The organism is Rhodococcus pyridinivorans, from assembly GCF_900105195.1.
Taxonomy (GTDB): Bacteria; Actinomycetota; Actinomycetes; order Mycobacteriales; family Mycobacteriaceae; genus Rhodococcus; species Rhodococcus pyridinivorans.
On record NZ_FNRX01000002.1, the window covers coordinates 4,633,886 to 4,652,106 of the forward strand.

The 18,221-nt window shown below is 67.4% G+C and carries 19 protein-coding genes and 5 tRNA genes; 9 read left to right on the forward strand and 15 right to left on the reverse strand.

The features are described 5' to 3' along the window. Positions 1–6: 6 nt before the first annotated feature. On the reverse strand, positions 7–366 hold the full coding sequence (locus tag BLV31_RS22005) for an Rv2640c family ArsR-like transcriptional regulator (protein ID WP_006551768.1): 360 nt from the start codon (positions 364–366) through the stop codon (positions 7–9). A 97-nt stretch (positions 367–463) separates the two neighbouring features. On the opposite strand from BLV31_RS22005, the gene BLV31_RS22010 reads away from it, so the two are divergent. After that, entirely contained in the window at positions 464–955 is a 492-nt protein-coding gene (locus BLV31_RS22010; protein WP_006551769.1) for an ArsI/CadI family heavy metal resistance metalloenzyme, read from the forward strand. Between the two features lie 52 nt (positions 956–1,007). On the opposite strand, the gene BLV31_RS22015 is transcribed toward BLV31_RS22010, so the two are convergent. The 5 genes from BLV31_RS22015 to BLV31_RS22035 are packed head-to-tail and all read right to left on the reverse strand — an operon-like array spanning position 1,008 to position 4,414. Continuing rightward, positions 1,008–1,415 (reverse strand): arsenate-mycothiol transferase ArsC, encoded by a 408-nt coding sequence (locus tag BLV31_RS22015; RefSeq protein ID WP_064061893.1) that lies wholly within the window; start codon positions 1,413–1,415, stop codon positions 1,008–1,010. A 13-nt stretch (positions 1,416–1,428) separates the two neighbouring features. Further along, positions 1,429–2,490, reverse strand: a complete 1,062-nt coding sequence (locus BLV31_RS22020) for an ArsO family NAD(P)H-dependent flavin-containing monooxygenase (RefSeq protein ID WP_006551771.1) — start codon at positions 2,488–2,490, stop codon at positions 1,429–1,431. Positions 2,491–2,504: 14 nt separating this feature from the next. Further along, positions 2,505–2,918 carry an arsenate reductase ArsC gene (locus BLV31_RS22025; RefSeq protein WP_072740566.1) on the reverse strand — a complete coding sequence of 138 codons (414 nt, stop codon included), beginning with the start codon at positions 2,916–2,918 and terminating at the stop codon, positions 2,505–2,507. A gap of 3 nt (positions 2,919–2,921) precedes the next feature. Continuing rightward, positions 2,922–4,019 (reverse strand): ACR3 family arsenite efflux transporter, encoded by a 1,098-nt coding sequence (gene arsB / locus BLV31_RS22030; RefSeq protein WP_019290010.1) that lies wholly within the window; start codon positions 4,017–4,019, stop codon positions 2,922–2,924. Continuing rightward, positions 4,016–4,414, reverse strand: coding sequence for an ArsR/SmtB family transcription factor (locus tag BLV31_RS22035; RefSeq protein WP_033096821.1), 399 nt, complete (start codon positions 4,412–4,414; stop codon positions 4,016–4,018). Before BLV31_RS22035 ends, arsB begins: the two co-directional genes overlap by 4 nt. A 792-nt stretch (positions 4,415–5,206) precedes the next feature. On the opposite strand from BLV31_RS22035, the gene BLV31_RS22045 reads away from it, so the two are divergent. After that, positions 5,207–5,440: a hypothetical protein gene (locus BLV31_RS22045; protein ID WP_064061892.1), complete on the forward strand. Its 234-nt coding sequence runs from the start codon at positions 5,207–5,209 to the stop codon at positions 5,438–5,440. Continuing rightward, positions 5,415–6,077, forward strand: coding sequence for a class I SAM-dependent methyltransferase (locus BLV31_RS22050; protein ID WP_006551778.1), 663 nt, complete (start codon positions 5,415–5,417; stop codon positions 6,075–6,077). The genes BLV31_RS22045 and BLV31_RS22050 overlap by 26 nt, the downstream gene beginning before the upstream one ends. A gap of 1 nt (position 6,078) precedes the next feature. Here the strand turns inward: BLV31_RS22050 and BLV31_RS22055 are convergent, their stop codons facing one another. From BLV31_RS22055 to BLV31_RS22090, 8 genes are all read right to left on the reverse strand, one after another. Beyond that, positions 6,079–7,170 (reverse strand): glucosidase family protein, encoded by a 1,092-nt coding sequence (locus BLV31_RS22055; RefSeq protein ID WP_064061891.1) that lies wholly within the window; start codon positions 7,168–7,170, stop codon positions 6,079–6,081. Further along, positions 7,157–7,888 (reverse strand): class I SAM-dependent methyltransferase, encoded by a 732-nt coding sequence (locus BLV31_RS22060; protein WP_024103028.1) that lies wholly within the window; start codon positions 7,886–7,888, stop codon positions 7,157–7,159. Before BLV31_RS22060 ends, BLV31_RS22055 begins: the two co-directional genes overlap by 14 nt. After that, entirely contained in the window at positions 7,882–9,120 is a 1,239-nt protein-coding gene (locus BLV31_RS22065) for a glycosyltransferase family 4 protein (protein WP_006551781.1), read from the reverse strand. Before BLV31_RS22065 ends, BLV31_RS22060 begins: the two co-directional genes overlap by 7 nt. A gap of 224 nt (positions 9,121–9,344) precedes the next feature. Next, a tRNA-Asp gene (locus BLV31_RS22070) sits at positions 9,345–9,418 on the reverse strand. An 85-nt stretch (positions 9,419–9,503) separates the two neighbouring features. Then, a tRNA-Phe gene (locus BLV31_RS22075) sits at positions 9,504–9,580 on the reverse strand. 39 nt (positions 9,581–9,619) lie between these two features. Then, positions 9,620–9,693 (reverse strand) — tRNA-Asp (locus BLV31_RS22080). 54 nt (positions 9,694–9,747) lie between these two features. Next, positions 9,748–9,820 (reverse strand) — tRNA-Glu (locus tag BLV31_RS22085). 100 nt (positions 9,821–9,920) lie between these two features. Next, positions 9,921–10,580, reverse strand: a complete 660-nt coding sequence (locus BLV31_RS22090) for a TetR family transcriptional regulator (protein ID WP_006551782.1) — start codon at positions 10,578–10,580, stop codon at positions 9,921–9,923. Between the two features lie 333 nt (positions 10,581–10,913). Between BLV31_RS22090 and BLV31_RS22095 the strand changes: the two genes are divergently transcribed. Beyond that, positions 10,914–10,986, forward strand: a tRNA-Lys gene (locus BLV31_RS22095). Positions 10,987–11,070: 84 nt separating this feature from the next. Here BLV31_RS22095 and BLV31_RS22100 read toward each other — a convergent pair. Then, complete coding sequence (locus BLV31_RS22100) at positions 11,071–11,709, reverse strand: hypothetical protein (RefSeq protein ID WP_064061890.1); 639 nt, start codon at positions 11,707–11,709, stop codon at positions 11,071–11,073. 187 nt (positions 11,710–11,896) lie between these two features. Between BLV31_RS22100 and BLV31_RS22105 the strand changes: the two genes are divergently transcribed. From BLV31_RS22105 to BLV31_RS22125, 5 genes are all read left to right on the forward strand, one after another. Next, positions 11,897–12,358 carry a hypothetical protein gene (locus BLV31_RS22105; protein WP_006551784.1) on the forward strand — a complete coding sequence of 154 codons (462 nt, stop codon included), beginning with the start codon at positions 11,897–11,899 and terminating at the stop codon, positions 12,356–12,358. A gap of 86 nt (positions 12,359–12,444) precedes the next feature. Continuing rightward, entirely contained in the window at positions 12,445–13,047 is a 603-nt protein-coding gene (locus BLV31_RS22110) for a DUF937 domain-containing protein (RefSeq protein ID WP_019290016.1), read from the forward strand. Positions 13,048–13,252: 205 nt separating this feature from the next. Next, entirely contained in the window at positions 13,253–14,206 is a 954-nt protein-coding gene (locus tag BLV31_RS22115; RefSeq protein WP_024103025.1) for an acyl-ACP desaturase, read from the forward strand. A gap of 192 nt (positions 14,207–14,398) precedes the next feature. Continuing rightward, positions 14,399–15,541 (forward strand): tRNA dihydrouridine synthase DusB, encoded by a 1,143-nt coding sequence (gene dusB / locus BLV31_RS22120; RefSeq protein ID WP_024103024.1) that lies wholly within the window; start codon positions 14,399–14,401, stop codon positions 15,539–15,541. 770 nt (positions 15,542–16,311) lie between these two features. Beyond that, a complete protein-coding gene (locus tag BLV31_RS22125) occupies positions 16,312–18,174 on the forward strand; it encodes an LCP family protein (protein WP_254778518.1) in 1,863 nt (620 codons plus the stop codon). The last annotated feature ends 47 nt before the right edge of the window (positions 18,175–18,221 follow it).

The window sequence follows — 18,221 nt, forward strand, 5'->3', positions numbered from 1 at the left end:
TCGGGATCAGCGACAACAGTTCGGGTCCAGCACCATCCGCAGGGCTTCGAGAGACTCGGCGCGAGGGCGGTAGAAGACGTTCATCCCGCGGCGTTCGGATACGACCATGCCGGCCTTGCGCAGTTGCCCGAGGTGGTGACTGACGGTGGATTCGGTCAGGTCGACGCCGGTGGCGAGATCGCAGGTGCACACTTCGCCGTCGTCGGCGGTGAGCAGGATCGACATGAGCTTGATGCGGACCGGGTCCGCCAGCGCCTTCAGCCGCAGGGCGAGTTCGAGAGCTGCGTTGTCGCTCATCGGCGCGGCCGAAACCGGTTCGCAGCAGATCGGGGCGCTGACGTCGATCACAGGCAGAGCTTTCGGCATGGTTCGAGCTTATCCACTTACTTGACATATGTCGAAAAGGTGGCGCATCCTGTACCCGTCCAGAGTTTCGACATATGTCACACAAGTGGAGGATGTCATGTCCCGCGCACAACTCGCCCTCAACGTCGACGACCTGCAAGAAGCGGTCGCCTTCTACTCGAAGCTGTTCGGCACCGAACCGGCCAAGGTCAAGCCGGGCTACGCGAACTTCGCGATCGCCGAGCCGCCGCTCAAGCTCGTGCTGCTGGAGAACCCCGGCAAGGGCGGCACCATCAACCACCTGGGCGTGGAGGTGGAATCGAGCGAGAAGGTCCATGCCGAGATTGCCCGCCTGACCGGCGAAGGGCTGTTCACCGATGAGGAGATCGGCACCACCTGCTGCTTCGCTACCCAGGACAAGGTGTGGGTCACCGGCCCGGCTGGGGAGAAGTGGGAGGTGTACACCGTCCTCGCCGATTCGGAGACCTTCGGTTCGAGCCCGCAGCATCTCGACGATCCGGCCACCGCCGGGGGTGGGGTGTGCTGCGGCACCGCTGCGGCCCCGGCCGAGGACACACAGCAGGCCCCGGCCGCACCGTCCTGCTGCTGAACAACCCACCTCGATGTCGGCCACCGGATTCGGGTGGCCGACATCGGTGTCTTCAGCGACGGAGCCGGTGGGCGAGGTCGGTGACGCGAGCGGCGATGTCGTCGCGGACCAGCCGCATCCGTTCGATGCCGTCGATGCCGCGCTCGGACGGCTCGTCGGTGTCCCAGTTCTCGAACTGTGTCCCGGGCACCGGATCGAGACGGGCTTCGCGGCCGAGGGTGACCACGAGATCGACGTTCCGAACCAGCTGGGGGTCGACCGGTACCGGGGTCTGGCCGGTGATATCGACGCCGACTTCGAGGAGTACTTCGGCGGCCAAGGCATTGATGCTGGTGCCGGGTTTCGTGCCGGCGGAGTGCACCGTATGGGTGTCGCCGGCGGCGGCTTTCATCAGTCTGGCGGCCATCTGGGATTTTCCGCCGTTCTTCACACAGACGAACAGCACCGAGGGTGTGCTCACGGTCGAGGTCCTTTCACGCAGGTCGGGTGTCGAGGTCGAGGTCGAGGTCGGCGACAGCGGCCTTGGCGGTGCGGCCGACGCCGAGGAGGGTGGCCGAACCGGGTCCGGTCCAGTCGCCGTAGCCGAGCAGGTGCAGGCGCGGTTCCTTGAGTGCGCGGGTGCCGGCGACCGGCACCGTGCCGGTGTGATCGCGCAGCCGCAACGGGCGCAGGTGTGCGAGGGCGGGCCGAAATCCCGTCGCCCACACCACGACATCAGCCCGCTGGTGACGCTCACCCCAGGCGATGCCGTCGACGGTGAGCCGATCGAACATCGGCAGCGCGGTCAAGACGCCGCGCTCACGGGCGGCAAGCACCTCCGGGACCATCACGATGTCCCCCAGGGCGGCGATGCCGCCGGGATCAGTCCGTCCGGCAGCCAGGGCCACTGCACGGCGGGAGGCGAGCTCGAACAAGGCCCGGCCGTCGACGCCATCCGGCAGGAACCGCGGGGGCCGGTTGGTGACCCAGATGGTTCTCGCGGTGGTGGAGATCTCGGCGACGAGTTGAGCCGCGGAGTTGCCACCCCCGACCACTACGACGTCCGAGCCGGTGAACTCGGCCGCGCTACGGTAGTCGACGGTGTGCAACTGCCGCCCGGTGAACACATTTATGCCCGGATAGCTCGGCAGAAACGGTCGCTGCCAGGTACCGGTGGCGCTGATCACCCGCCGCGCCCGCCACTGCCCGCGGTCGGTGTCGACCAGCAGATCAGGGCCGTCGCGGCGTACCGCCTGCACCCGCACCGGCCGCTCGATCGGCAGGCCGTAGCGGGTTTCGTAGGCGGTGAGATAGTCGACGACATGCCGTGCCGGCGGGAATCCGTCCGGCCAGCGGGGCATCGGCCACCCGGGCAGGGACGCGAATTCCGCCGGGGAGAACAGATGCAGCGAGGACCACATGTGCGGCCACGCCCCACCCGGCCGTTCCTGGTCGTCGAGGATCACGAAGCGGTGCCCCGCCCGGCGCAGATAGTAGCCGGCAGCCAGACCCGCCTGCCCACCGCCGATCACCACGACATCGACGTTCGTCGTCATCGGAGAGCCTCGCGTCAGCGCGGGGTGGGCGGGGCGGTCAGCTCGGCGATGAGGGCTTCGACCTTGGCGCGGATCTCATCGCGGATCGGACGCACCGCCTCGAGGCCCTGCCCAGCCGGGTCGTCGAGCACCCAGTCGCGGTAGGACTTGCCGGGAAAGACCGGGCAGGTGTCCCCGCAGCCCATCGTGATCACCACATCCGATGCCTGCACCGCCTCGGTGGTGAGGATCTTCGGGTTCTCGGTCGAGATGTCGATGCCGACCTCGGCCATCGCCGCGACCGCGGCCGGGTTCACCTGCTCGGCCGGGGCGCTGCCGGCCGAACGCACCTCGATCCGGTCCCCGGCCAGAGCGGTGAGGAACCCGGCGGCCATCTGCGAGCGGCCGGCGTTGTGGACACAGACGAACAACACACTCGGTGTGCTCACGGATCAGACCTTTCGTGGCGCCGGCACCTGCGCCGACTCGTGACGGGTGAAGCGCTTCCGTAGGGCGAGGGAGACGTAGACCAGGGCGACCAGGACGGGAACCTCGATGAGCGGTCCGACCACCCCGGCCAGGGCCTGCCCGGAGGTCACGCCGAAGGTGCCGATCGCCACGGCGATGGCGAGCTCGAAGTTGTTACCCGCCGCGGTGAACGCGAGGGTGGTGGTGCGTTCGTAGCCGAGGCCGATCGCGGCGCCGAACAGGTATCCGCCGACCCACATGATCGCGAAGTACGCCAGCAGCGGCAGCGCGATCCTCACCACGTCCAGCGGGCGGGAGGTGATCTGCTCGCCCTGCAAGGCGAACAGGATCACGATGGTGAACAGCAACCCGTACAGGGCCCACGGTCCGATCTTCGGCAGGAAGGTGTCCTCGTACCAGGTGCGGCCCTTGGCCTTCTCGCCGAAGTGTCGGGTGAGGAACCCTGCGACCAGGGGAATGCCGAGGAAGATCAGCACCGATTTGGCGATCTGCCATGGCGATACGTCCAGGGCGGCCTGTTCGAGGCCGAGCCAGCCGGGGAGCACCGACAGGTAGAACCAGCCGAGCACGGCGAACATGATCACCTGGAACACCGAGTTGATCGCCACCAGCACCGCCGCGGCTTCCCGGTCGCCGCAGGCGAGGTCGTTCCAGATGATGACCATGGCGATGCAGCGCGCGAGGCCGACGATGATCAGGCCGGTGCGGTATTCGGGCAGATCCGGCAGCATCAGCCAGGCGAGTGCGAACATCAGTGCGGGTCCGAGGATCCAGTTGAGGATCAGCGACGAGACCAGCAGTTTGCGGTCGCCGGTGACGGTGTCGAGGCGGTCGTAGCGCACCTTCGCCAGCACCGGGTACATCATGATCAGCAGACCGAGGGCGATCGGCAGGGAGATGCCGTCGATCTCGATGAAACTCAACGCTTCACCCAGTCCGGGGATCAGGCGGCCGAGCAACAGACCCACCACGATGGCGGCGCCGATCCACACGGCCAGATACCGGTCGAGGGTTGACATCTTCCCGACGACAGCCGGGTGTTCGGTGTTCGTCGCGGTCATCGGGCCGACTCCACGGCATCGCTGGCCGGGGCACAGCCCGAACCCGGCAACACCCCTACCTCGGCGGAGAGCACGGCCGACAACTGCGCCAGGGCTGACGGGATCACCCGGTAGTACACCCAGGTGCCACGGCGTTCGCAGTCGAGCAGGCCGGCCTCGCGCAGCACCTTGAGGTGATGCGAGATGGTCGGCTGGGACAGGTCGAAGGCCGGGCTGATGTCGCAGACACAGCTTTCGCCGCCCTCATGGCTGGCGATCAGGCTGAGCAGCCGTAGGCGTACCGGGTCTCCGATCGCCTTGAACATCCGGGCCAGGTCTGCGGCCCAGTCCTCCGTCAGAGGTTCCCGTACCAGTGGTGCGCAGCAGAGGTCACCACTATCAGTTTGAATCGACACCCATCAATATTGACACTGATCGAATCAGCCGGCAAATCGTCTTGCCACATCCGGTCAGGGCAGAACCTCCTCCCACAGAACCTGACGGTTCACATTCCTAGGATCACCGCCCATGACAACCAGTACCCAGTTCACGCTTTCTCGTGAACGGCTCCTCGAGCTCATCGACGAACTGTGGAACGGATGGAATCGGTTCTTGAACCGAGACCCCAATCGTTGTGCCGACCGCGGGATACCGAACATCCACTGACCACAGCCGTGGTCATGGCCTATGAAACAGCGATCACCGCGCATTGGCTCGCCGAGGTGGGAGATTCGCGGTGATCTCCGTCAGTCCCCCGTACAACGAGTCCGGTGGCGGCGGCACGGCGTGTCCCGTCGTAGCCCGGTCGACAGATCGCATCTGGTCGGTCCTCGCGACCGTCGACGAGTCGACGCCCGAGGATCTTTCGTTCGCGGAAGCTGACCGGACGGCTCGCGACCTACCTGCAGGGCTGTGGTGACGTGCTCGTGCGTGCGAACAGCTGGGATCCTCAGGTACTGCACCGTTTCAGGGACGACGCGCAGGTCCGTGCTCATTCCGGACCGATCGACGCGGCGCCCACCGAAACGGCGCCAAGCCCACCGAGCTCGCCCCGGTCGCCGCCGCGTGGCGGACGACCCGCGACCCCGAGCGTTTCGCACCTCTACCCGCAAACCCCGGCCGGAGCGCACGATGACCGATCTGTAGTTGTCGGTGGACGACCTGACTCCCGAACGACTCTCGGCCGTGCTCAGTGGCACGGTACGCACGTGCAGGTCGAGCGGATCGGAACGGGCCGGATCGCCACGAGGACCGAGCGCGGCGACCGCATGTTCGCGGTGATGGTCGAGCGGTCGTGCGCCGCGATCCGCGATCTCGACAGTCTCACCGTCGTGTCCGAGAGCATCGGACGCCGCGATCGGTCGGTAGGGTGCTCGGGATACACCGCATCACGCGAGAAGAACGGAGATCCATCCGATGTCCCGCACCACCCTGCCCCGTGAGGCGATCGAACTCGCTGAGGCGACACCGGGTTTCATGCCCCAGGACGAGGGAACCGCACTGCACGAGGCTGCGGTGCAGTATCTCGGTGACGGCGTCGGCGTCGAGATCGGCACCTACTGCGGCCGCTCGACCGTGTATCTCGGCGCTGCGGCCAAGGCGACCGGCGGCACCATCGTCACCGTCGACCACCACCACGGTTCGGAGGAGCATCAGCCCGGCTGGGATTACCACGATCCGTCGCTGGTCGACCCGCACACCGGCCGCCTCGACACGGTCGGCGCACTGCGGCACACTCTCGCCGACGGCGACCTCGAATCGCACGTCGTCGCGGTGGTCGGCAATTCTCCTGTGGTGGCGTCGTTCTGGCGCACCCCCGCCTCGTTCGTGTTCATCGACGGCGGACACAGCAGCGAGGCGGCCCGGGCGGACTACGACGGCTGGGCGAGATGGGTGCGCATCGGCGGCGCCCTGATCATCCACGACGTCTTCCCCGACCCGAAGGACGGCGGCCGGCCTCCGTACGAGATCTACTGTCTCGCACTGGAGAGCGGGGAGTTCGTCGAGAAGTCGGTGACGTCCTCGCTGCGGGTTCTCCAACGCACCGCCGGCACGGTCGGATCACGGCCCGGCAGCTGAACTACCGGACGAGCACCGGGCAACGCTCGGTGCAGCGGTCGGCGCCCACCTGGTCGGCGGGTGCCGCCGCATCCCGGAAGATCGCGTTTCCTCCCGTCGTGCGCGAGAGCGCGTCGGCGGCGAGGATCACCGCTGCGCTGGTCCAGGAACTGACCTCCACCGGCCAGCGCTTGCCGTCGGCGTAGACCAGACCGGTCCAGTACGAACCGTCCGGGTCGCGCAGATGCTGCATGGCCGCGAACAATTCGCGGGCACGCCCGGCGTGGCCGAGTGCGTCGAGCGCCAGGACCAGTTCGCACGTCTCGGCTCCGGTGACCCACGGACGATGGTCGACGCACCGGATCCCGAGACCGTCGACGACGAAATCCGACCAGCGTTCGCGGATCCGTTCGTGCGCATCGGTGCCGCGCACCGCTCCCCCGAGGATCGGGTAGTACCAGTCCATCGAGTACTCGGGCTTGGGCGTGAACGCCTCGGGATGCCGACGCAGAGCGTGGCCGAGACGGATCAGCGCGACCTCCCATTCGGGTTGCGCCTCACCGATCAGATCGGCGATCCGCAGACCGCACCACAGACTCTGGTGGATACTCGAACAGCCTGTGAGCAGCGCTTCGTCGAACATCCCGCCGTCGCCTCGCGCCCAGGAGATCTGGCCGCCCGGCAACTGCATGTCGACCACGAGGTCGAGCGCTGCCCGCACCGTCGGCCACATGTGCTCGACGAACCCGCGATCACCCGTCACGAGATGGTGGTGCCATACGCCAACGGCGATGTAGGCCGTGAAATTGCTGTCGGTGTCGTGGTTCTCGACGATGTCGCCCCGGAACTGGATGGGCCACGACCCGTCGGCGCGCTGCGTCCGCCGCGACCACTCGAAGGCGGCGTCCGACTCTTCGCGTAAACCGATGACGGTCAACGCCATCGCGGATTCGATGTGATCCCACGGGTCGATGTGCCCACCGGGGAACCACGGGACGGCGCCCGAGGGCTCCTGCATCCGCGCGATGGCCCGGCCCGTCGCCAGGCTCTGTTCCGGCGACAGCACACCCGGCACCGACGGCACCGTCACGCGCGCGGATTCACCGCGCCGCACCGGCGTTTCCCGGCTTCTCGAGGTAGAACACGACACTCTTCCCGATGACGGGATCGAGGATCTTCTCGGCCGTGCGAGTGATCCACGGGGCCTTCATAAGATCCCAGACCAGCAGCCGGTGGTACGCCTTCGTCAGCGGATTGTCGTCGTTGTCGACGCCGACGGCGCACTTGAGCCACCAGTACGGTGCGTGCAGTGCGTGGGCGTGGTCGGTGCCCGAGACCGTCAGACCGGCTGAGGCGAGTTTCGCGGCGAGTTCGTCGGCCTTGTAGATGCGGATGTGCCCGCCCTCCACCTCGTGGTAGGCATCCGACAGTGCCCAGCAGATCTTTTCCGGCAGCCAGCGCGGCACGGTCACGGCCGCGACACCACCGGGTTTGAGGACCCGGACGAGTTCGGCGATGGCCCGCTCGTCCTCCGGCACGTGCTCGAGCACCTCGGAGATGAGCACGAGATCGAAGGTCGCGTCGTCGTACGGCAGCGCGAGCGCGTCGCCGACCTCGGCCCGGGCCAGCGCACCCTCGGGGACCTCGCCTTCGAGTTCCATCGCGACGAACATGTCCGCGACGGCCTTCATGTCGTCGGCGTTCTGGTCGAAGGCGACGACATCCGCGCCGCGGCGGTACAGCTCGAAGGAGTGGCGCCCCGCGCCGGCCCCGATGTCGAGAGCGCGTATCCCCGGTACGACGCCCAGGCGGTCGAAGTCGACGGTCAGCATCCGTTCTTCCCCTCTCGATGCGCGGCGATCGCCTTGTCGTAGATCGCGGCGGTCTGCGCGGCCACGGCCGCCCAGCTGTAGCGTTCGAGCACACGCTCGCGGCCCTTCGTGCCGAGACGCCGACGCTCGGCCGGGTCGTCGAACAGGCCCGCGAGCCCTGCTGCAAGCTGTTCGGCGTCGCCCGGAGGCACCAGCCGACCGGCGCCCCCGACGACCTCGGGGATGGCCCCGGCGCGGCTCGCGACGAGCGGTGTTCCGCACGACATCGCCTCGATGGCCGGCAGCGAGAATCCCTCGTACAGCGACGGCACCGCCGCGATCTCGGCGGAGGCGAGCAGGTCGGCGAGTTCGGTGTCGTCGATCCCGGAGACGGTGCGCACGACGTCGCCGATCGCGAGTTCGTCGATGAGCTTCTCGGTGGCGCCGCCCGGGGCGAGTTTCGAGACGAGGACCAGTTCGATCTCGCGTTCGGTGCGCAGCTTCGCGACCGCCTCGAGCAGGGTGGGAACACCCTTGAGCGGGGCGTCGGCGCTCGCGACGCAGACGATCCGACCGGGAACTCGCTCGTCCTTCCGCGGCGCGAACACCTCCGTGTTCACGCCGAGCGGGATCGTGTGGATGCGTTCGGATTCGATCCCGAAGGCGGTGCGGATGTCGTCGGCCGAGTTCTCCGACACCGTGAGCAGCGTGGGAATCTGCTGGGCCACCTTCTCCTGCATGCGCAGGAATCCGTACCAGCGCCGGAGCGTGACCTTACGGCTGAGGGTGGTCGCGGAGGCGAGATCGAGTTCGCGGTCGCGGGTGATCGGATGGTGGATCGTCGCGACGAGAGGAAGGTCCTCGGCGATGCGCAGCAAGCCGGACGCGAGCGACTGGTTGTCGTGCACGACGTCGAAGTCGCCGAGGCGGTCGCGCAGCAGTCGTGCGGCGCGCAGACCGAAGGTGCGTGGTTCGGGGAAACCGGCGGTCCACATGGTGGCGACCTCGAGGACGTCGATCCAGTCGCGGTACTCACCCAGCTTCGGGGTGCGGAACGGATCGTCGTCGCGGTAGAGATCGAGACTGGGCACCTTCGTGAGCGTCACGCCGGGGTCGAGCTCGGGGTACGGCTGCCCGGAGAACACCTCGACGGTGTGCCCCTGGGCGACGAGTTCGCGACTGAGATGGCGGACGTAGACCCCCTGACCCCCACAATGCGGCTTGCTCCGGTACGACAACAGAGCTACGCGCACATTCCACCTCGGGGTTCGCTCGGAGGGCCAGGTCACTCGGACAGATGTCCACTAGTTGTGTAGGGCACACACTAGAACATGTTTTGTGTCCTCACGATAGCGAGCCGGACCGCACCCGGTGCGGATCGGCGATACGAGTGGGACCACGACGCAGACACCGGACCGCGAACAGGTGACGACGGCGAAGCCCCGGCATCGATGTGATGCCGGGGCTTCGCCTGGAGCGACCCTGACGGGACTCGAACCCGCGACCTCCGCCGTGACAGGGCGGCGCGCTAACCAACTGCGCCACAGGGCCATGAGGAACCGGAGTTCCCACAGCTCGACCCACCGCAACCGGTGGGTCGAAGATATGAAATTGATGGTTGTTCGCCGGACAACCGTGGTGGCCAGGGCCGGGATCGAACCGGCGACCTTCCGCTTTTCAGGCGGACGCTCGTACCAACTGAGCTACCTGGCCGGACGGCACCCGAACCGAATGCCGATCGAAACTCTGGAGCGACCCTGACGGGACTCGAACCCGCGACCTCCGCCGTGACAGGGCGGCGCGCTAACCAACTGCGCCACAGGGCCATATATATTCACTTCTCACACCAAGATACTGCACACTTCGACGAGGTCGAAGCGTACCCCCTACGGGATTCGAACCCGCGCTACCGCCTTGAAAGGGCGGCGTCCTAGGCCGCTAGACGAAGGGGGCCCGATCGGATTTCTCCGAACCGCACCCTCAACGGGTTTGGCGTTCCGTTGGGAGCTTGGACAGCTTATGCCACGGCATTCGCGAATCACAAATCAGCAGGTCAAGTGGCTGATTCGTCGTTGTTGGGCCTGCTCGGCCAGCCCTTCTCCCGCCACTGCGCGAGCCACTGCTCCGATGCCATCGCCTCGAGCGGCACCTCCACGCAGGCCTCGAAACGGGCGCGGACGTCGGTCTCCGGCGACGTGAGGTCGGCGAGATAGCGTTGACCGGCGAGTGACGACGCGATGGCCTCGACGAAACGCTGGAGGTCGACATCGGGCCGGAACAGGCCCTTCTCCTGCGCTTCGCGCGCCAGCTGGTAGCCGGCCCGCCCCCACAGGACGCTGCCGCGCAGCCTGACCTCCTCCGCGAACTCGGGTTCGGTGACCAGACGGAACTCCGCGGCGATGACCACGTCGTCGTGCAGAGCCGCACCGAGATCACCGACGAGACCGTGCAGCCGCTCGAAGGGGTCGAGATCGGGGACGTCCATCCACCTGCCGACGATGGCACGGTAGTGCTCGAGTCCTTCGTCGAGCACCGCCCGGGCCAGATCCTCCTTGGACGCGAAGTGAAAGTACATCGCACCCTTGGTGGCGTTCGACTGCTCGAGGATGGCGTTGATCGATGCTGCGGCGAAACCTCGCCGCGCGAATTCGGTGGCTGCCGATCGGACGATCGCAGCCCGCGTACGACGCGCACGCTCCTGTTGACGAGGCATGGGGAAATTCGGCCTTCCACGTTCCTGTGTTCCCCCACGAGACAACTCTAGTCTGCCCCCTCACAACCCCGGTTCCAGGCCGTGTTCCACCGGGTGAAATGTGAAACTCCACCCCCGACACCCGGGTTTCCACAGAACACACCGAGTGGTACGCTTTGTCCGGCTCGGGTGCGGAGCAGGGGGTGGGCACCCGAGCCTCTTTCCATTCGTCACGGGTGGCGTCCGCACCGCCGGATGTCCGATATCATCGATCGCGCAGCGTGGCTCACCCTGTGATGTGGTCACCGGACCATGCGGTCTGATCACTGCGGTGTGGTTACACTGTGCGCCCATGCCCCTATAGCTCAGTTGGTAGAGCTACGGACTTTTAATCCGCAGGTCGTAGGTTCGAGCCCTACTGGGGGCACCGGCAACGCCGGCGTCGTACACGACGCCGGCGTTCGTCGTTCCGGAACGTCCCACGGTCCTTCGTCGGAGTCCGGGTCCTTCGTCAGAGACGGTGAGAGCCGGGCGGGACGTCGTCGGTGTTCCGGCCGAGTTCCTTCTCCGCCTCACGGCGCGCCTCGAGGCGCTCCTGCTCGATCCGGCGCTGCTCGAGATCCGTGCGGGCCTGCTTCAGATCACGTCCGCGCTTGCGGTAGCGGGTGAGCGCGACGACGAAGATCACCGCGAACAGAGCTCCGACGATCGCGCCGATCAGCGTGGCGCCGCGGAAGCCGGGCGCGTCCACGTCGAGGATCCGCTCCCCCGCGTGCGCACCGTTCCCCGTACCCAGCACGACCGCCAGGGTCATGAGGTTCGGCAGGGCGACCACCAGCGCGAGCACGCCGAAGGTGATCTGCAGCCCGCGGCTGTACCGCCAGTTGCGGACCTGCCAGATCCACGCGAGCAGCGCGATGGGGATCGCCGTGCACAGGATGCCGAAGAGCAGACCCCACAGCACTCCGCGCGCGAAGCCGCCCTCGGCGAGGTTTGCGATCCGCTGCGCCCACCAGCGAGGAACGAACGCCGCCAGGGTGTAGTAGGCGATGACGAGCACGATCAGCGCCACGACCACGGCGATGGCCTTCTTCGCCCACGGCGGCAAGCCTTTCCGCGAACCGGTCTCGTCGACATTCATGTCCGTCATTTCGAACCTTCCTGGCCGATCGGTCCATGTGCACCTGCCGTGCGCATCTCACCCTACGGACCACCGCATTCGGAGCAGTGCATTCGGGCAGGTCTCTTCGCACTGCGAATTTCACCCGGTGCGGTTGCCCGTCTTTGTATACGGTGAGCCGCAGGGGTAATCGAATGTTCATCGTCCGGGGAGGAACATGCGCAGTTTCGTGGACCTGGGCCTGTTCCTGGCCGCCGTCGCTCTGGGAATCGGGTCGGTGTTGCCGGTGGTCGGTGGAATACGACCCACCGAGATTCCCCTGTCGGCGCTGCGCGACGGTTTCCCCGAGGGCGATCTCGCCGGTGTCGCGGTCCCGGGTCTACCGCTGTACGAGTCCCTCGCGGTACCGCTGGTCGTGGCCGCGATCCTGCTCCTCGCTGCCGCACTGTTCGACTCGGTGGCCGTCGGCTGGGCCGGGACGCTGATCGGTGTCGCGACGGCCGCGGTGTTCTGGACGCGTCTGTTCCAGACCCACGGCGAGTACGTCGAACTCAACCGCAGTACGACCCTGACCAATCAGAACGGGACAGTGCTCCTGCTCAGCGGCACGCTCGTCGCACTGCTGTGTTGCCTGATCGCGTTGCGCCGTTCGCCGACGAGCGCCGCCTCGCTCGACTGACGCCTCCCGCTGCAACGGGCTTCGTCCCGATACCCTCTCGGCACCGGGTGGCCACTTCGGGGCACCCACGAGTCAAGGCAGGAACGATGGCAAGTCTCGACGATCTGATGTCCCGCATTCCCGTCGACCAGGTGGCGCAGCGACTCGGTGTCGACAACGCGACGGCGGAGACGGCCGTCCGCGCCGCACTCCCCACCCTCGTCGGTGGTCTCGACGCCAACGCCCAGAATCCGACCGGGGCGGCCTCGCTGCTCTCCGCGCTGGGCAAGCACTCCGAGTCGAACCTGGCCGAGGGTCAGGTCGACGTCGACGGGATCGACACCGAGGACGGCGACAGGATCGTCTCCAATGTCTTCGGCGACAAGAAGGATCAGGTGATCTCGACCCTCGGTTCCGTGAACGGCGCCGGTGGGAACGATCTGATCGCCAAGGTCCTGCCGATCATCGCCCCCATCGTGCTGTCCTATCTCGCCAAGCAGATCGGTGGCGGTGCGGGAACGAACACCGCGAGCGCTCCGCAGGGCGGAGGTCTCGCCGATCTCCTCGGGGGTCTGCTGAAGAACGCCGGTGGTGGATCGGTCGGCTCCGGCGGTGGGATCGGCGACGTCCTCGGCAGCGTGCTCGGCGGCAGTTCGGGTGGTGGACTCGGCGGTCTCCTCGGGGGACTTCTCGGTGGAGGCAAGCGCTGAAACCCTCCGGAACCGCACGTTCCGCTCGTCCGTGTGATACGGCACGAGCGGGACGGTACTGTCCTCGAGCCGCTCGGACCTGTACCGTGATCCGGGCGAATGTGGGGGGCCACCGGTGCACCGCGTGCCGCGGCGACGAACGGCCGGGCTCCCCTCCTCCGTAGGCCGGCGGAATACACGGACACGATGTGAGGGGTAGAAGAGTATGACGCGAGTCCTGACTCAACTGGAGCTGCTGCGAGAGCTGGAGCCTGTGGCCGAGGCGAACCTCAACCGGCATCTCTCGATGGCGAAGGACTGGCACCCCCACGACTACGTGCCGTGGGACGAGGGCCGGAACTTCGCCGCGATGGGCGGTGTCGACTGGGAACCCGAGCAGTCGAAGCTCGACGAGGTCGCCAAGGCTGCCATGATCACCAACCTCCTCACCGAGGACAACCTGCCCTCCTACCACCGGGAGATCGCCGAGAGCTTCTCGCGCGACGGCGCCTGGGGCACCTGGGTCGGCCGGTGGACCGCGGAGGAGAACCGCCACGGCATCGTCATGCGCGACTACCTGGTCGTCACGCGCGGTGTCGATCCCGTCGCACTCGAGAACGCCCGCATGGAGCACATGACGAACGGCTTCGCGTCCCCCAACTCGACTGGCATGCTCCACTCCGTCGCCTACGTGACCTTCCAGGAGCTCGCGACCCGCGTGTCGCACCGCAACACCGGTCGTGCCTGCGACGACTCGATCGCCGACAAGATGCTCCAGCGCATCGCCGCCGACGAGAACCTGCACATGATCTTCTACCGGAACATCTGCGACGCGGCGATCGACATCGCTCCGGCCCAGACGCTCGCCGCGATCGTCGAGGTGCTCGAGAACTTCCAGATGCCGGGTGCCGGCATGCCGAACTTCCGTCGCAACGGTGTGTTGATGGCCAAGCACGGCATCTACGACCTGCGTCAGCACCTCGACGACGTCGTGATGCCGGTGCTGCGCAAGTGGAGGATCTTCGAGCGAGATCTCGGCAGCGAGGCGCAGCAGGATCTCGACAAGCTCGGCAACTTCCTCGACGAACTGGAACGTCAGGCGGGACGGTTCGAGGAGATGCGCGATCGCTCCCTCGCCCGCGAGGCTGCCAAGCGCGAGAAGGTGGGCGCGCACGCCTGAGTCCGGATGCACACAGCCGCCCGAGTCCGGATGCACACAGCCGCCCGAGTCCGGATGCACACAGCCGCCCGAGTCCGGCGGAGGTTATCCTGTAGCCCGGTGCCGTTTTCGGTGCCGGGCACAGTCGTTTCCGCGGCCCATCACTGACGGGCACGCTATTTCTTTGTCACACAACGTTTTCCAGAGGTACCCATGTCTTCCCTCCGTATCGGCCCGCTCGAACTGAACAGCCCGGTCGTGCTGGCGCCGATGGCGGGAGTGACGAATGTCGCATTCCGCACGCTGTGCCGCGAACTCGAACTCGAACGGGCCGGCAGCACGTCGGGCCTGTACGTCTGCGAGATGGTCACCGCCCGCGCCCTCGTCGAGCGGCACCCGGTCACCATGCACATGACGACCTTCGGCCCCACCGAGACGCCGCGGTCGCTGCAGCTCTACACCGTCGATCCCGGCACGACCTACGCGGCGGCGAAGATGATCGTCGACGAGAACCTCGCCGACCACATCGACATGAACTTCGGATGCCCGGTCCCGAAGGTGACCCGCAAGGGCGGAGGGTCGGCCCTCCCTTACAAACGCCGGTTGTTCGGGCAGATCGTCGCGGCCGCCGTCCGCGCGACCGAGGGCACCGACATCCCGGTCACGGTCAAGTTCCGCATCGGGATCGACGACGAGCACCACACACATCTCGACGCCGGTCGCATCGCGGCCGCTGAGGGTGCCGCGGCCGTTGCCCTCCACGCCCGGACCGCTGCGCAGCGGTACTCCGGAGCGGCCGACTGGGACGAAATCGCGCGGCTGAAGGAGCACGTCACCGACGTGCCCGTGCTCGGCAACGGCGACATCTTCGACGCCTCCGACGCCGAGAAGATGATGGCGCAGACCGGTTGCGACGGCGTCGTCGTCGGTCGCGGTTGCCTCGGACGTCCGTGGTTGTTCGCCGAACTGAGCGCCGCGCTCGGCGGTCGCCCGATCCCCACCCCGCCGAATCTCGGTGAGGTGACGCAGATCATGCGGCGACACGCCGAACTGCTCGCCGATCACCACGGCGAGGATCGCGGTCTGCGCGACATGCGCAAGCACATCGCCTGGTATCTGCGTGGTTTCCCTGCGGGTTCGGAGATCCGCAACGGCCTCGCCCGCGTGTCGACGCTCGCCGAACTCGACGACCTGCTGGGCAAACTCGACCACGACGTACCCTTCCCCGCCGATGCCGAAGGCCCGCGGGGACGTCAGGGCTCCCCGAGCAGCGTCGCTCTGCCCGACGGCTGGCTCGACGATCCCGAGGACACCTGCGTGCCCGAGGGCGCCGACATGATGCACTCGGGCGGGTAACCCGTCCCGGCATGTAGTCCCGGACGATAGACGGATCGACCGGTGGATGTCGTGCGACACAGCTGCGTCACCGTCACATGAAACAGACGATCAGTATCATTGCGGAGTCCTCGCGACGGTCGCCGGTGAGCGATCACGTGGACGACGACGGATCCGAGGCGGTGCGACCGCGGAAAGAGCAGGTATCGGTGGACGAGGAGCACGAGACAGGATCCCCGGATCCTCGCGCTCCCTGGGAACGGCCGATCGCCGACAGCAGCTACCGCGAATCCCGCTCGTCCCGCCGCAGCCGCTCGGGTGGGGTGCACCGCTCCGACGACACCGATCCCGATTCGCGTCGCCACGAGAGTGCACGCAACCGCCGGGCCGCGGACTCGGACGATCCGGAGCAGCTCACGGTCGCCGAACTGCTCGACAAGATGGGACGACGATCCGATCCGTCCCCCCGGTCGGATCCGCCCCCGGCCGATCCGCCGCACACGTCCACCTCGTCGTTGCCCCCGGCCCGTCCCCGCGACCCGGAATCCGCCCGGCACGTCGCGACCGAGGACGATGCCGGTCGAGCGGAACTCCCGCGCAGGACGCCGCCTCCGGCTGCGCCGCCGACTCCGTCGGGACCTCCCAGCCCTCCGGTGCCGCCGGCTTCTTCGGGACCGCCGACCACGGTCGCCCCCCCGGTGCAGCCCGGTGCTCCCCGGGTGCCCCCGGGACCGTCCCGGCCCCGGCCGCCGGAGAAGCCCGTCCCGCCGCACATCCAGGCTCCCGATCGGATGGCGGGCCCCCCGTCCGTTCCGCCCCCGGTACCGACTCCCCCGACCTCGGCGCAGCCCCCTCGAGCAGTGCCTCCCGCGGACTCGCGCCCGGTGCCTCCCGCGGACTCGCGCCCGGTGCCTCCCGCCGGGTCGCCGCAGACCGTCAGACCGCCGCAGACGCCTCCTCGACAGCAACCGCCGATCGCGGACGAACAGCCGACCGTCAAGATCGATGCGGTGTCCCCCGAGGGCGCTGCGACGCCCGCCGAGGACGAGAACGAAGACCGGACGACGGACGAGAAGGCGCACGGCTCCGCTCGGCCCCGCACGGTGGGCAACGCGACTCTCGGCCGGCTCGCGCAGAGCAAACAGCGCAAGCGGAAGCGTCTGAGGTTCGCGGCGAGAGCGGCGGTGGCGTTCGTCTCGGTCCTCGCGCTCCTCTGTAACGGTGCGGTGTGGGGATACGTCCGGTCCACGGAGGCCGGCTTCTCCCAGATCGCCGCGCTGGACACCGAGTCGGAGGACATCGTCGACCCGGTCGGTCAGACCGGCGACGAGACCTATCTGATCATCGGCACCGACACCCGCGCCGGTGCGAGCGGTGAGATCGGCGCCGGGACGGCCGACGACGCCGAGGGCGCTCGTGCCGACACCGTCATCCTCGTCAACATCCCCGCCGATCGCAGCCGCGTGGTCGCGGTGTCGTTCCCCCGCGATCTGGACGTCGATCGACCGGTCTGTCGCGGATGGGACAGTACGACCGGCGAATACGATTCCGAGCTCTATCCGGCCGCCGAAGGCGACAAGCTCAACGCGACCTACGCCCTCGGCGGACCGAAGTGCCTGGTAAAGGTGATCCAGAAGATGTCCGGATTGAGGATCGGCCATTTCGTGGGCATCGACTTCGCCGGCTTCGAATCGATGGTCGACGAGATCGGCGGCGTCGAGGTGTGCACCTCCATACCGTTGTACGACAACGAACTCGGTCCCCTGATCGAGACTCCCGGCACCCACACGCTCGACGGCAAGCGGGCACTCGACTACGTCCGCGCCCGCAAGATCGACCAGGAGGGCAACAGCGACTACGGCCGGATCAGCCGGCAGCAGAAGTTCCTGTCGTCGCTGCTGCGCTCGACGTTGTCGAACAAGGTGCTGTTCGATCCCGTGAAGCTCAACGGCTTCATCAGCGCCTTCACCCGCGCGACCTTCGTCGAGAACGTCAACGCCGAGTCGCTCGTCAAACTCGGGCGTTCGATGCAGAACGTCGAGGCGGGTGCGGTGTCCTTCCTGACCATCCCCACGGCCGGTACCAACGACTGGGGCAACGAGATCCCGCGCACGGACGACATCAAGGCGATCTTCACCGCGATCATCGACGATCTCCCTCTGCCGGGTGAGAAGCGGGGGGAGGACCCGACGGAGGTCGCGTCCGCTCCCCCGGCCGAACCGCTGCCCGCGCAGCTCGCTGTCGATCCGTCGACGGTGTCGGTGCAGGTCTCGAACGCGTCGGGTCTGTCCGGGCTGGCGGCCGGCACCGCCGAGGAGGTCGCCGCCTACGGCTTTCCGGTCTACTCGATCGGCAACTATGCCTCCGGGACGAGCAAGCAGACCGTGATCCGCTTCAGCGAAGGACAGGAGACCGACGCTGCGACGGTGGCCTCGGCCTTCCCCGGTGCGGTGCTGCAGGAGGCTCCGCCCTCGGCCCAGCTGGGCAGCATCGTGGAGATCGTCCTGGGTACCAGCTTCGACGGCACCGTCGTCGCTCCCACCCCCGCGGGCACGCCGCTCGCCCCGATGCAGATCCGGACCCGGTCGGAGTCGTCGGTCGAGCTCCCCGCCGATCTCGCGATCACCAACGCCGCCGACGATCTGTGCACGTAGACACCACTGTTCGGCCGTCGACGTTCACCTCTGGTTCATCCGATGCT